Source organism: Clostridioides sp. ES-S-0123-01 (assembly GCF_020658415.1).
Classification (GTDB): Bacteria; Bacillota; Clostridia; order Peptostreptococcales; family Peptostreptococcaceae; genus Clostridioides.
Genome location: NZ_JACVWD010000003.1, coordinates 94,062 through 106,849 on the forward strand (window position 1 = coordinate 94,062; position 12,788 = coordinate 106,849).

General features: G+C 27.9%; 13 protein-coding genes. 9 read left to right on the forward strand and 4 right to left on the reverse strand.

Features of this window, described 5'->3' with window-relative positions; genetic code table 11:
• The first annotated feature begins 25 nt into the window (after nt 1-25).
• The 4 genes from IC175_RS07425 (at nt 26) to IC175_RS07440 (ending at nt 5,341) form a co-directional block, all read left to right on the forward strand.
• Nucleotides 26-742, forward strand: a complete 717-nt coding sequence (locus tag IC175_RS07425) for a hypothetical protein (RefSeq protein WP_227851375.1) — start codon at nt 26-28, stop codon at nt 740-742.
• Between the two features lie 28 nt (nt 743-770).
• A complete protein-coding gene (locus IC175_RS07430) occupies nt 771-1,706 on the forward strand; it encodes a penicillin-binding transpeptidase domain-containing protein (protein WP_227851376.1) in 936 nt (311 codons plus the stop codon).
• Between the two features lie 294 nt (nt 1,707-2,000).
• On the forward strand, nt 2,001-2,684 hold the full coding sequence (locus tag IC175_RS07435; protein WP_227435330.1) for an ABC transporter ATP-binding protein: 684 nt from the start codon (nt 2,001-2,003) through the stop codon (nt 2,682-2,684).
• On the forward strand, nt 2,681-5,341 hold the full coding sequence (locus IC175_RS07440; protein WP_227851377.1) for an ABC transporter permease: 2,661 nt from the start codon (nt 2,681-2,683) through the stop codon (nt 5,339-5,341). Before IC175_RS07435 ends, IC175_RS07440 begins: the two co-directional genes overlap by 4 nt.
• A gap of 129 nt (nt 5,342-5,470) precedes the next feature.
• Here the strand turns inward: IC175_RS07440 and IC175_RS07445 are convergent, their stop codons facing one another.
• From IC175_RS07445 to IC175_RS07460, 4 genes are all read right to left on the reverse strand, one after another.
• Nucleotides 5,471-6,652, reverse strand: a complete 1,182-nt coding sequence (locus IC175_RS07445) for a sensor histidine kinase (protein WP_227825121.1) — start codon at nt 6,650-6,652, stop codon at nt 5,471-5,473.
• A complete protein-coding gene (locus IC175_RS07450) occupies nt 6,652-7,314 on the reverse strand; it encodes a response regulator transcription factor (RefSeq protein ID WP_227435324.1) in 663 nt (220 codons plus the stop codon). The genes IC175_RS07445 and IC175_RS07450 overlap by 1 nt, the downstream gene beginning before the upstream one ends.
• Nucleotides 7,315-7,428: 114 nt before the next feature.
• The gene (locus tag IC175_RS07455; protein WP_227435321.1) at nt 7,429-7,626 is read right to left on the reverse strand and encodes a hypothetical protein; all 198 of its coding nucleotides are present in this window, start codon (nt 7,624-7,626) and stop codon (nt 7,429-7,431) included.
• A gap of 161 nt (nt 7,627-7,787) precedes the next feature.
• Nucleotides 7,788-8,426, reverse strand: a complete 639-nt coding sequence (locus tag IC175_RS07460) for a TetR/AcrR family transcriptional regulator (protein ID WP_227851378.1) — start codon at nt 8,424-8,426, stop codon at nt 7,788-7,790.
• 167 nt (nt 8,427-8,593) lie between these two features.
• On the opposite strand from IC175_RS07460, the gene IC175_RS07465 reads away from it, so the two are divergent.
• From IC175_RS07465 to IC175_RS07485, 5 genes are all read left to right on the forward strand, one after another.
• A complete protein-coding gene (locus IC175_RS07465) occupies nt 8,594-9,202 on the forward strand; it encodes an MBL fold metallo-hydrolase (RefSeq protein WP_227483358.1) in 609 nt (202 codons plus the stop codon).
• Nucleotides 9,203-9,320: 118 nt separating this feature from the next.
• Nucleotides 9,321-10,031 carry a PadR family transcriptional regulator gene (locus IC175_RS07470; protein WP_227851479.1) on the forward strand — a complete coding sequence of 237 codons (711 nt, stop codon included), beginning with the start codon at nt 9,321-9,323 and terminating at the stop codon, nt 10,029-10,031.
• Nucleotides 10,032-10,132: 101 nt separating this feature from the next.
• Nucleotides 10,133-10,891, forward strand: a complete 759-nt coding sequence (locus tag IC175_RS07475) for an ABC transporter ATP-binding protein (RefSeq protein ID WP_227846185.1) — start codon at nt 10,133-10,135, stop codon at nt 10,889-10,891.
• A gap of 3 nt (nt 10,892-10,894) precedes the next feature.
• Nucleotides 10,895-11,635 (forward strand): ABC transporter permease, encoded by a 741-nt coding sequence (locus IC175_RS07480; protein ID WP_227851379.1) that lies wholly within the window; start codon nt 10,895-10,897, stop codon nt 11,633-11,635.
• A complete protein-coding gene (locus IC175_RS07485) occupies nt 11,635-12,687 on the forward strand; it encodes an ABC transporter permease (RefSeq protein ID WP_227851380.1) in 1,053 nt (350 codons plus the stop codon). Before IC175_RS07480 ends, IC175_RS07485 begins: the two co-directional genes overlap by 1 nt.
• Nucleotides 12,688-12,788: the final 101 nt, after the last annotated feature.

Sequence of the window (12,788 nt, forward strand, 5' to 3'; positions counted from 1 at the left end):
TTTTACTACTTGAAAGGAGAGAACAATGTTACTGATAGTTATAATAGCTGTTTTTATAATAGCTTTAATCAACATAATTATATTAGGTAAAGAAAATATAAAAGGAATAATTATTCCTGTAGCTTTATTTCTTGTAAGTGACTTCTTATTTCTTTGTGGAAATATTATATTGAGAGGAGGAGTGATTTTACTATTCATAGGATTATTTGCAATACCATTAATGTTGATTGCTTTCATATGGATTTGTGTACATATTATTAAGCTACATCTTAGAAAAGATTTAAATAAAAGAAAAGTAATCGGATGTATAGTTTGTACTTTTATAAGTATATCTACTATATTTCTTCCTAGACCAAGTGAAAGTTTTAGATTCCAACTTTACAAAAAGGATTATATAGAGGTTGCACAAGCAGTCTTAAAAGCATGTGATGAAAAAAAGTTAAATTCTGAATATAATCTAAATATTAAACTTGGCAAAAAGGAGTTAGAAAATATTTTTTCCGAAGAAGTAGTAAATAAAATAAATAAGTTAAATAGAAATGTAGATGTAACTAAGATAGTTGGTAATAAAAAATCAGTTTGTTTTTTCTTTGGAGCTGAATTACAATCTGTTGATGGGATTGTATTCTTTAAAGATTTAAAAGGAAATAAGCCAGAGTTAGATTTTATAAATAAACACATTCAAGCTCCACGTTTAGAGTATATTACAGATGATGTCTATTATTTTAAAGGAGGATCATAAATATACATATATAGGGAAGGAGTAAGGTATGAAAAGAAAGACAAGTTTTATTTTAATAATTATTCTATTAATCATTGCATTTATAGCAAAACATTCAATGGAAAGTAATCAAAAGAGTAAAGAACAAAATATTAAGAGTAACAATACAAATTTTAAATCAAATGAATTGGATAGTAAAGATAGTACACAACAGAAAAAAGATAAAGTTAATGTAGTTGATTATAGTGATTGTTTCAAAGATATTAGTGGAGGGGCTGTTTTTTATAGTAGTAAAAATAAAGAATATAATATATACAATAAAGAGTTAATTGAAACAAGGGCTTCACCTTGTTCTACTTTTAAAATAATTTCAACATTAATTGGTTTAGAAAAAGGAATAGTAAATTCAAAAGAATCAGTTATGGGGTATAATGGCACAATTTATGAGCTTGAAGATTGGAATAGAAATCTTAATTTAGAAGAAGCATTTAAAGTATCTTGTGTTTGGTATCATAGAAAACTGATGAATCAAGTTGATGCTAAATTTGTTCAAAATACACTAGATAATCTAAAATATGGGAATTGTGACATTAGTGAGTGGGAAGGAAATTTAAAAAATGGAAGTAAAGATTTAAATGGGTTCTGGTTAGAATCTTCATTAAAAATCTCTCCCAAAGAGCAAACACAAGTATTAACTAAAATTTTTGAGGGTGATACAAGTTTTAAAAAAGAGAATATTAATCTCTTGAAGGAGATTATGAAAATAGATACAAATGATAAGAAAATAAATGTATATGGTAAAACTGGAACAGGATTTGATGAAAAGAAGCAATGTGTTGATGCATGGTTTGTTGGGATGGTAGAAAATGAAGATGATACATATTACTTTGCTATTAAATCAGATGATTCTAATAAAAAAATCGGAGGACCAAAAGTAAAAGAGATTGCAATTGATATAATTAAGAAATATTACAATACTATATAATAGACATAACTTTATACTAAAATATTAGGTAGATTTAAGTAACTATGCAATGAATTGATAAATATATTGCATAGTTTTTATTTTATTTATATTATTTTAAGTATATGTAAAAGGATATGAGCAAAATTTTAATAAAAAATAATCTTATATTGGTTAAAATTTATAAGGTGTTTATGTAAAGTATCATATTTAATTGAAAAAAGTATTTTGAGAGAGAGTCAACATTTAGTTTGAAGTGTCACTATAATGTCATTTTGGATTGCTAAACTTTAACTATAAAGGAGATGATTATATATGGAAATACTAAAATGTGAAAATTTAACAAAGACATATGGCTCAAATCAAACTATGGTAACGGCTCTTAATAATTTGAATTTATCAGTTCAAAAAGGTGATTTTGTATCCATAGTAGGAGCCTCTGGTTCTGGAAAATCTACATTACTTCATATGCTTGGAGGAGTAGATAGACCTACATCTGGAAAAATTTATATTGAAGATACTGAGATAGCAAGCTTAAAAGAAGAAGCATTGGCAATTTTTCGACGCAGAAAAGTAGGGCTTATATATCAATTTTATAATCTTATACCTACTCTTGATGTTAGAAAAAATATATTATTACCAATGTTACTTGATAAGAGGAAAGTGGATGAAGATAGGTTTTCGGAAATTGTATCTACCTTGGGATTAACTGATAGGCTAAAACATCTTCCAGGTCAACTTTCAGGTGGGCAACAGCAAAGAGTAGCTATAGCTAGAAGTTTAATATATAGACCAGCTATTTTATTAGCAGATGAACCAACAGGTAATCTTGATAGAAAAAATTCTGAAGAAATTGTAGATTTACTAAACTTATCAAATAAACGATTTAATCAAACAATACTTCTTATTACTCATGATGAAAAAATAGCATTAGAAGCAAATCGCATTATAACTATGGAAGATGGTATGATAGTTTCTGAAAAGGTGGTGAAGAAATGAATATTCTTCAAGAATACACCTTAGATTTTGTACGTCGTAATAAGCGTAGTAGTATAGCTATAATGTTGGCTATATTACTTACTACAACTATGATGTCTTCTTTATGTGGATTATTATATACAATGTGGAGTGATTTTATAAGACTTTCAGTTGAGAAAGAAGGTAATTGGCATGGAGAATTATTTGATGAAACTCATGGAAGTGACTTATCATTAATTGAAAATTTCTCTTCAGTTGATGATGTGATGATTAAAGGACCATGGTATGTAGGTAAAATTAATGATGATAAAAGGGATTACATAATTTATAGAAATGCCACATCAGAATATTGGAATTCTATGCCAGAAAAAGACACTATACTAGAGGGGCGTCGACCAAATAATGCTAATGAAATTGCACTCTCAAAACAATATTTTGAAAGTAATCCAAATGTAAAAGTTGGTGATAAGATTACTATCCCAATAGGAGATAGGGTTTTAAATGGAAATTATATTGTACCTACAGCACCAACAGCAAAAGGTGAAAGTTTTAGAAAGATTTCAGAAACTGTGTTGACAATAGTAGGGAAAATAGATGTTACTACTTCATCAGTTGTACCTGCATATACAGCTCTTGGTTATCTTGATAGAGCAAGTATAAAGCCTAGTGATAATATTACTGTATATTTGCGATTTAAAAATATTAGAGATACATATAAAGAGCTTCCAAAGCTTGCTAAATCATTAGGATGGAAAATGAATGAATATGGAAAATACAATCTTAAGTATAATAGTAATTATCTTTTAAAGATGTTAGTCTTTTCTCCAGAACAGAAAGCATCTATGAACAGTATAGAAAAATTTTCAACACCTCTTATGTATTTAACAATAGCAATCTTTACAGTGGCTGTATTTGTAATGGTGATTTATAATGCTTTTGCATTATCAGCAAATGCTAGACTTACTCAATTGGGCATACTAGCTAGCATTGGAGCATCTCCAAAGCAGATTAAAAAGTCTGTAGTTTTTGAAGGTTTTTTATTGACAATTATCCCTTTACCTATAGGCTTATTTTTAGGGTGGGCATTGTGTAATGGTCTTGTAAGTTATATTAATTCAGTAAATATTAATATTGATAATCAACAGGTAATCTTTACTTATGGTATTCCTGCTTTCTTACCAGCTGTTTTACTTACAATAATAACAGTATGGGTTTCCGCACTGATACCAGCACGTAGAGTATCAAAACTAGCACCTATAGAAGCAATCAGACAAGGTGATAGTGTTAAAATTAAAAGTTCTAATAAATACTCATTAACAAGGTTATTTGGTATAGAAGGAGAACTTGCAGTAAATGCGCTTCGTGCCCGTAAAAAATCTTATCGTACTGCAACAATATCTTTAACACTTTCTTTTTTATTATTGACAAGCTTTCTAAATATAATTGCATGTCAAAAAGGTGCAGAGAGTGTTTATGGTAGTGATATTTATGCGAGTCAAAGGGATATATCATTGTATTTGGAAAATAGTGAACCTACAGAAAAACAGTTTTTAGAGCAATTAAACAATACACAAGGTGTAGAGAGTACATTATATTATCTAAAAATGTCTGCAGCAACTTGGTTAACTGAAAAAGATGCTTCAAAAGAGCTTGCAAAGAGTGGAGGATTTAAAAATATAGTCTCAGCTAAAAAATATTCTCCTATAGAACGTGATGGTAAGTTTCGTATCACTTCAACTATGATTGGACTTGATGACGAGAGTTTTGCAAAATATTGCAAACAACTTTCTATAGACCCCAAACCATATTATGATACAAAAAATCCAATTTCAATTGTATATAATCGTGAGGAAGATGTTGAGCGTAGTACACGTAGGGATAAAGTATATATAGATTATTTAAATCTTTCTGTAGGAGATAACATTACATTGAATGAAAAAGTATATGATGAAGATGAGGGAAATTATACTTTTAACATGAAAGTAGGAGCTATTACAGATACACTTCCACAAATAGCAGAAAGGCTTGGTAGATACACACTAATTCAAGTAGTACCAATGTCTACAGTACAAGATATGTCTAAAAATTACCATGAAAATCGTAGATTAAAATCAAATAGGATAACAGGGCTATTTAAAATAGATAATCATGATAATATTTCTAAAGTAAGAAAAGAGTTTGAATCTATTTGCAACCAATATTATGGGTCAGGTGATTATAGGATTAATGATGTTGTAGAAAATGAAGAGTTAAGTGATAGTGGACAAATAACTATGAATTTAATAGTAGGATTTATTACAGCATTGTTAGCTGCAATTGGTTTATCAAATGTATGGGCGACTGTTTCAGGGAATCTTAGAAGTAGGCGACAAGAATTTGCTATGTTACGTTCTGCAGGATTGTCTCCAAATGGCATGAAAAAGATGATTATCTTAGAAGGATTATTTTTTGGTCTTACACCATTATTACTCAGTATTCCTGTGCAAATAGCTATATTGTATGCTTTCATCCATATAAATGAAATAAGTTTTATGGAGTACTTATTATTTGCACCAATATCCATAGTGACGAGCTTTACCATATTGATACTTATTGTAGTAATAGCATCGTATATTATGGGATGTAAACAATTAAATAATGAAAACATAGTAGAATCTATAAAAAATGAGACAATATAAACAAGATTTATTTGAATATTTTTTAAAAGCAACTTTAAATAATATTGTGTGTAAGTTATAAATAATGTATAAATGATAAATAAGATATAATGTAACTGGATTATAGGTGTTTTCCTATAATCCAGTTTTTTATGTATAAAACTTAATTATGAATCTTGCACCACCATGATGACAATTTTCTGCATGTATAGTACCATTTTGATTTTCGATAATAGACTTTGATAGAGCAAGACCTATACCAATGCTGTATTTGCTAGCATTTTTACCACGATAAAATCGATTAAAAATATATGGCAGGTCTTCTTGAGCAAAACCTTTACCATTATCTTCTATAATAATTTCAATGTATAGAGGATTTTTACTATAATAAGCAACAATCTGTCCACCATCTTCTACATGTTCACTACAGTTTTTAAGAATATTTAAAAGAGCTTCCAAAGTCCAGTTAATATCAATGTTAAATTCTACAAACGAAGAGTCTTCAATAAGAAATGTCTGGTTTTTTTCTTTTAAAATTTCTTCTATAGGTTCAACTGCATGAGTAAGAAGAGAATGGACATCTATAAGCTTACTTTCAAATATTAAAGTATTTGCATCTAACTTTGACAAAGTAAGTAAGGATGACACCAATCTTTCTAATCTTAATATTTGATTTGTAAGTCTGTTGAGGTAATCTATTTCTTCCTCGGGACAACTTTCTGCAAGTAACTGTGCCATGAGCGACATAGAAGTAATTGGAGTTTTAAGTTGATGTGCGATATCTGCAAGATTATCTGAAAGAGTTTGTCTTTCTTTTAAAGCAAATTCTTTTGAGCAACGAAGTTCTCCCACAGTTTTGTATATCTCGTCTTCAAGATGTGAAAACTCATCTTCACAACGTAAAAGTACAGATTCTTTTCCTAAATTTACTTCTTCTAAATAGCTCGTAAGCATATTTATTCTATTCATATTTTTTCTTTTTTCTCTATACTGAATTATAAACATAACTATAGCCATTGTTGACACTATAATAAAGGACACTATCATGAAATAAAAAAAGTTTTTATACCAAAATGTATTTTTAGTATAACCATGTTTTAATAAAATCTCATTTCCCACATTAAAGTCATGAGAATCTGAATTTTTTAGTGATTCTAAAATATGTTCTGTAGATTTAGGATTAAGTTGATAGGATGTACCAATGGTTTTAGCTATCATATTATATTCTTCAGAAGAAGTTACAGTTGTTAGAATTATACTTAACAAAATAGTAATAACTAAACAGAATACTATAAAAATAACAGTATTATTGATATATTTTTTTATTTTCACTAGCTGTCCTCCATTCTGTATCCTATACCTCTCAAGGTTTTTATACAGGATGGATTTTTTAGTTTTTCTCTAAGTCGCTTTATTGTAACAGTAAGAGTATTATCATTTACAAAGTTGCCATCTATATCCCAGAGCATTTCTAAGAGTTTTGCACGAGTAAGTGCTTTATTTTTATTCTCCATTAGACTTAGGAGTAGTTTGTATTCTCCTGCTGTCAAAGAGATTTCAATATTGTCCAAATATACTTTGACTTCATCTTTATTCAATCTTATATTTTCACATGTAAGAGTGCTAGTAGTGTTAGAATGAGTACGTCTAAGTACAGCATTAATTCTAGATTGAAGTACTGAAAGTAAGAATGGCTTAACCACATAGTCGTCTGCACCCATATCCAAACCTTGTACAATATCTTTTTCATCATCGCGCACTGTCAAAAATATCACTGGAATATCTCTTATATTTTTAACATATTTACAAAATTCATATCCAATCCCATCAGGTAAATTTAAATCAAGTAGAATTAAATTGATATCTTTGTCAAATTTTTTCTTAGCTTCAGTGATTGTACTATAACAACAAACTACATGGTTTTTCTTTTCTAGGGAAGCTTTTATCCCAAATGCAATTGTATCATCATCTTCTAAAAGAAGTATTTTTGCCATTTATTTTCAGTCCTTTCATTTAAAAGAAATTATAGTGTAAAAATATGGTTATCAGCATAAATAACTAACTGCTTGTGTGATATTGAATATTCAGTTACCAAACTGGAATTTGTTTTAATCTTTACTATTGCTCTTTTCTATAATAGTTCCAAGACCAGCTCCTACTATCATTCCAAATACTAATCCATAACACATAGATATTCCAGTTTTTCCTTGAGAGATACCAATCGCAAAACCGATAGCAATACCAATACCTGCACCTATAAACATAAATAAAGTAACATAACTATTTCTTTTATCTTTTTCTTCCATACACAGTCCTCCAACGTAAATTTCTATTTATACAGATATTATACAGATACACAAAATCATACACAATGGAAATCCTTGTTCTACAACAAAGTTATCATTTTATCCTCTAGATTATCCTGCACAGAAAATAAAATTCCTGTCAAAAAACTTATAAATTAAAACTACGCTTTAAGTGAATCTATCAAAAGACCAAGAGTGGTTTCAATAAATTTTTTTTCTTCTATATTAAAATTGTTGAGATACGATTTTCCTGTTATAGATAATAAATTAAAAAATCCTGTAAGTGTAAATATTGATGAATACATAAGAGTGGGTATCTCAATATCTGACCTAATACTTCCATCAACTTTTCCTATTTCAAATAGTTCTTGTATTTCTTCAAACATAAACTTATTGAAAGAAAAAAACTTTTCTTTAAAAGGTATCTCTAAGTCTGAGTTTTTAGATTGTACAAGTCCAATCATTCCCATTAAAGCTAGTAAAGAAGGTTCTTTACAGTAGAATTTATGAAATGCAGAATATGAAAATTTTAATCTTTCAAATCCATTTTTACCTTTTGAACTTTCTATTTTAACACTATCCCAAAGTCTTTTATACCCTCTTAGTACAACAGCAAAAAACAAATCTTCCTTGCATGAGAAATATTTATATATAGTACGTTTTGTATATTCTGTTTCCTTTGCTAGTTCATTCATAGAGGTGTTATCAAATCCATTAAGACAAAATAATTTTTCTGCTTTGACAACAATTTCATTTTCTCTTTGGATTTTTTCTTTATCTCTTTTTGATAATTCTGGCATATAAAACACTCCTTTTTACTGATTCCATTGATAAAATAGTATACTGATGGCATACTTATATAACAACGGTATACTATTGCGAATAAAATTAATGTAAAGCACTATAATTTATTATAACTTTACTAATTAATTATATAGGTAAAATATAAAAAAAGGGGGATTTATTTATGCAAATAAAAGAAAATATCTTGTTGTTAGATAGTACTCGTGGTGCAAATTGTTTTATTGTGTTTGATGAAGAGATTACATTGATAGATACAGGACTTCCTTTTATGGGGAATGGTATAATTAAAGAATTAAAAACACTTGGGATTCAACTAACTGATATTAAGCATATTTTACTGACTCATCATGATGTTGACCATATGTCTAATATTAAGTTATTGAAAGAATATACAGGAGCAAAAGTGTGGGCTCATATGGAAGATATCCCATTTATTATAGGAGAGAAGGATAGACCTGGATTCAAAAAATTTATTGGAAAGACAATTGCAAAAAGAATTATTAAAGATATAGAGCCTTATAGAGACAATATGCAAGTTGGAAATATAAAAATTATTCATACACCAGGACATACACCAGGACATGTTTGTATGCTTTTTGAAGATGTTTTATTTGCAGGAGACTTAGTTAAGAATAAGAACGGAAATATAATTCCATATCCTAATCTGTGGAACTGGGACTCTGAAAAAATGATGAAATCTGTAAATGAGTTAGAAAATTTAAAATACAACTGGATATGTATGTCTCATGGAAGCCCTTGTACTAAAGAATAAAAATAATAACTTATGATACATTATTTAAAATAATAACTATTGACTATATACAACGTTGGTGATAGTATAATATCCAAGATAGAGTATAAGGTGGTGAATTTTTCTGATACGTACTTTAATTTTATATTATTTAAATATTAAGCCAACACATGGATATGAAATTCAAAAATTTTTACAAGTTTCTGGTGCAGATAGGTGGACCAAAATACAATCTGGTTCAATCTACTATGCTTTGACAAAGTTAGAAAAAGATGGATTAGTTAGAGTTTTGAGAGAAGAAAAAAATGGTGCTAGAATTCGTAAGATTTATGATATTACACAAAGTGGTAAAGTGGAGCTAAGAGAAGAATTACAAAAAGAACTGCAAATGCCTATAGTTCCAATAGGTTCAAATAAGTTTTTGTTGTATAATATTTTAGATGTATTACCAAGAGATACTATACAAACCAATCTTGAAAAGCATATAAAGCATCTGATAGAGCAGAAAAAGTATTGGGAAAACTGGAAAGAAATTAAAAAGATTGATAAAAAAAGCCTTCCAACAGAAAGAATTGCCTTTGATATGACAATAGATAATTTGAATTATCAAATACTATGGCATGAGGAAATACTAAATAATATTGATAAGTACATATCTGTTGGTTATGAAACACAGAACGTCATTAAATCTATAGATTTTTCAAATATAGAAGAAGATTTTTTATTTGCAAATGAGGCAACAAGTGAACTATTAGAGGTTCAAAAACTCAGAGATGAAATAATTAATAATCCAGACAAAGCTATAGAAAATATAGATAAAATAATACTAAAATTACAAAATAAAAAATAAGTTTATTCATAATAACACGGGTCAAAGGCTCGTGTTTTAAAAAAACAATATATACAATATTGGATATATAATATTGGTTAAAATATTAGGAGGTTTTATAAATGGAAAATGTACTATTAGAGATTGAAAAGTTATCTAAAAGATATAAAAATAAGGAAGTTGTATCAAGGGAGAGTTTTAAAATACTAGAAGGGGACATTTTAGGTTTTATTGGGCCAAATGGAGCAGGAAAAAGCACCTCTATTAATATGTTTACTACGATTGTATCTCCAGATAGTGGAGATATATATTATAAAGGTAAAAGTATCAAAAATCAGCAAAATGTTTTTAAAAGTGATCTTGGTGTTGTGCCACAAGAACTGGCAATATATGAAGATTTAAGTGCATATGATAATGTTAAATTCTTTTGTTCATTGTATGGTTTTAGAGGAAACGAACTCAAATCTCGAACTAAAGAGGCCTTAGAGTTTGTTGGACTTTGGGGTAGACACAAAGAACTTCCATCAAAATTTTCTGGAGGAATGAAACGCAGATTAAATATAGCTTGTGCAATCGCACATAGTCCTAAAATTCTCATTATGGATGAGCCAACAGTTGGAATTGACCCTCAATCGAGAAATAAAATTATGGAAGCAATTAAAACGATTAATAAGAATGGTACAACAATTATTTACACTAGTCACTATATGGAGGAAATAGAAGCTTTATGTAATAGGATTATTTTAATTGATGAAGGAGTAATTTTAGAAGACTTAGATAAGAGCGTATACAAAGATAAGTATTTAAAACTTGGTTTCAAGACCTTGGAGGATATTTTTTTATATCTTACAGGTACAAATTTGAGAGATTCGGAGGAATAATATATGAGATATTTTTTACCATTGTTTAGATTAGGAATAAAGAGAAGAAGTAAAGATTTTTTTATTTTATTTTATAATATTGTTTTTCCATTAATAATCATAATGTTATTAGGATATTTAACATCAAAATCTTATGGAACAGAATTTACATCATATAACTATTATACTATTGTCACAATACCATTTTGTGTACTTATGGGAATTATTAGTGTTTCATATGCGGCACAAGATGAGAAAATTTCTAGTACATCATATCGTTATATGATTTCTCCTATTTCTATAACAGCACTAGTACTTTCAAAACTTTTTTCTTGTACAATTATACTTTCACTGTGTAATGTAATAACTTTAATGATAATAAAAAGTGTTTTTCAGATAAGTTTTGGTGGGAATTTTTTAGTTATTATTTTTCTTTTAGTGTGTGAATCAACTGTAGTATCAACTATAGGTTTATTTTTAGGTCTTGCATGCAAAAACTTAGATATACTACGTAATATCATTAATATACCAATAGTGATTTTTGGTTTCTTAGGAGGAGTATTTTTTCCAGTTAGTTCATTAAACCCAATTGTTTCATTAGCAATTAATATATCACCATTGACTTGGGTCAATAGGAGTATAGTTACTTGTATTTATGATAATAATTTTCAACCTATTTTTTATATATCATCTATATTTGTAATGATAAGTATTTTAATTACAGTACTTACAGTTAAATTTTTTAAAAAGGAGGCATTTATATAGTGAACTTAATAGGTATTTTTAATAATAATTTTAAAAGAAATATAAATAAAAAATCAGGATTTTTAGTAACACTCTTATTTCCAATAATTATAGTAATACTTGGAGTAATGGCAAACTACATAAGTAAACCATCTTTTAATATTGGTATTTTAAGTGAGTATAAAAATGAGCAAGTTTTAAATGAATCTGAAAAGAATATTTATACAGATATGGTTAAGGCATTAAAAAGTACTCAAGGAATTGATGTTGAAACTGCAGATTTTAAAACAGTTAAAACTGATATTATAACTGGAAAATATTCTGCTGTTATATATTTTAATAAGGGTAATTTCGAACTTTATTCTATAAAAGATAAAAGTACAAATAGTATATTAGAGTATTTAATAGAATCATATAAAGAAGATTCAACACCTATAAATATAAGTAAACTACAAGAAAATACATTAGGGGTTTTGCAAAGAATAATTGCTTTTATTGTATTATTTTTAATGATAACATCTACTATTACAGCATCAATGATTATTAAAGATAAGAATTCAGGTACATTTACAAGAATATTATATTCACCACAAAATATAAGAGGATATGTGTTAGGGAATATGCTATATAACTTTGCAATCACATATTTTCAATATCTAGTTTCTATAACTATTATTAAATTATTTAATATTGATATTAGTATCAGTTATATAAATTTACTTTTAATGGGTGTATGGATATCGGCTTTGGCAACTTCTTTTGGAACATTTGTATCTTCCTTGTTTAATAAAGAGATGTATGCAAATTTATTTGCTACTGGTATATCTCTTATATTATCACTTGTTGGTGGTTCATTTATTCCAATTGATAAAATGCCTACTATGTTGCAAAATATGAGTATCATAAGTCCCATACGATGGTTTATAAGTATTTCCACTTACATGGAAGATGGGAAAGGATGGTTTTCTAATATGAACTATATTTATATTTTAACAGCAATAATAGTAGCTTTAATTTTGTTAACTGTGGGATGCACTAAAAGAGTAAAATATTTAAATAAAATTGAGAACTAAATAAAATTAAAGAAAAAATAAATAGTTATAATTAAAATAAGTAAACAATCACATTATCCTATTAGTGCAATGTGATTGTTTATCCTAGATTATAAATATTA

What these genes read in the sequence shown, in the direction of transcription:
- IC175_RS07425 (WP_227851375.1), top strand. Translation starts at nt 26, where the DNA reads ATGTTACTGATAGTTATAATAGCTGTTTTTATAATAGCTTTAATCAAC.
- IC175_RS07430 (WP_227851376.1), top strand. Translation starts at nt 771, where the DNA reads ATGAAAAGAAAGACAAGTTTTATTTTAATAATTATTCTATTAATCATT.
- IC175_RS07435 (WP_227435330.1), top strand. Translation starts at nt 2,001, where the DNA reads ATGGAAATACTAAAATGTGAAAATTTAACAAAGACATATGGCTCAAAT.
- IC175_RS07440 (WP_227851377.1), top strand. Translation starts at nt 2,681, where the DNA reads ATGAATATTCTTCAAGAATACACCTTAGATTTTGTACGTCGTAATAAG.
- IC175_RS07450 (WP_227435324.1), bottom strand. Translation starts at nt 7,314, where the DNA reads ATGGCAAAAATACTTCTTTTAGAAGATGATGATACAATTGCATTTGGG.
- IC175_RS07455 (WP_227435321.1), bottom strand. Translation starts at nt 7,626, where the DNA reads ATGGAAGAAAAAGATAAAAGAAATAGTTATGTTACTTTATTTATGTTT.
- IC175_RS07460 (WP_227851378.1), bottom strand. Translation starts at nt 8,426, where the DNA reads ATGCCAGAATTATCAAAAAGAGATAAAGAAAAAATCCAAAGAGAAAAT.
- IC175_RS07465 (WP_227483358.1), top strand. Translation starts at nt 8,594, where the DNA reads ATGCAAATAAAAGAAAATATCTTGTTGTTAGATAGTACTCGTGGTGCA.
- IC175_RS07475 (WP_227846185.1), top strand. Translation starts at nt 10,133, where the DNA reads ATGGAAAATGTACTATTAGAGATTGAAAAGTTATCTAAAAGATATAAA.
- IC175_RS07480 (WP_227851379.1), top strand. Translation starts at nt 10,895, where the DNA reads ATGAGATATTTTTTACCATTGTTTAGATTAGGAATAAAGAGAAGAAGT.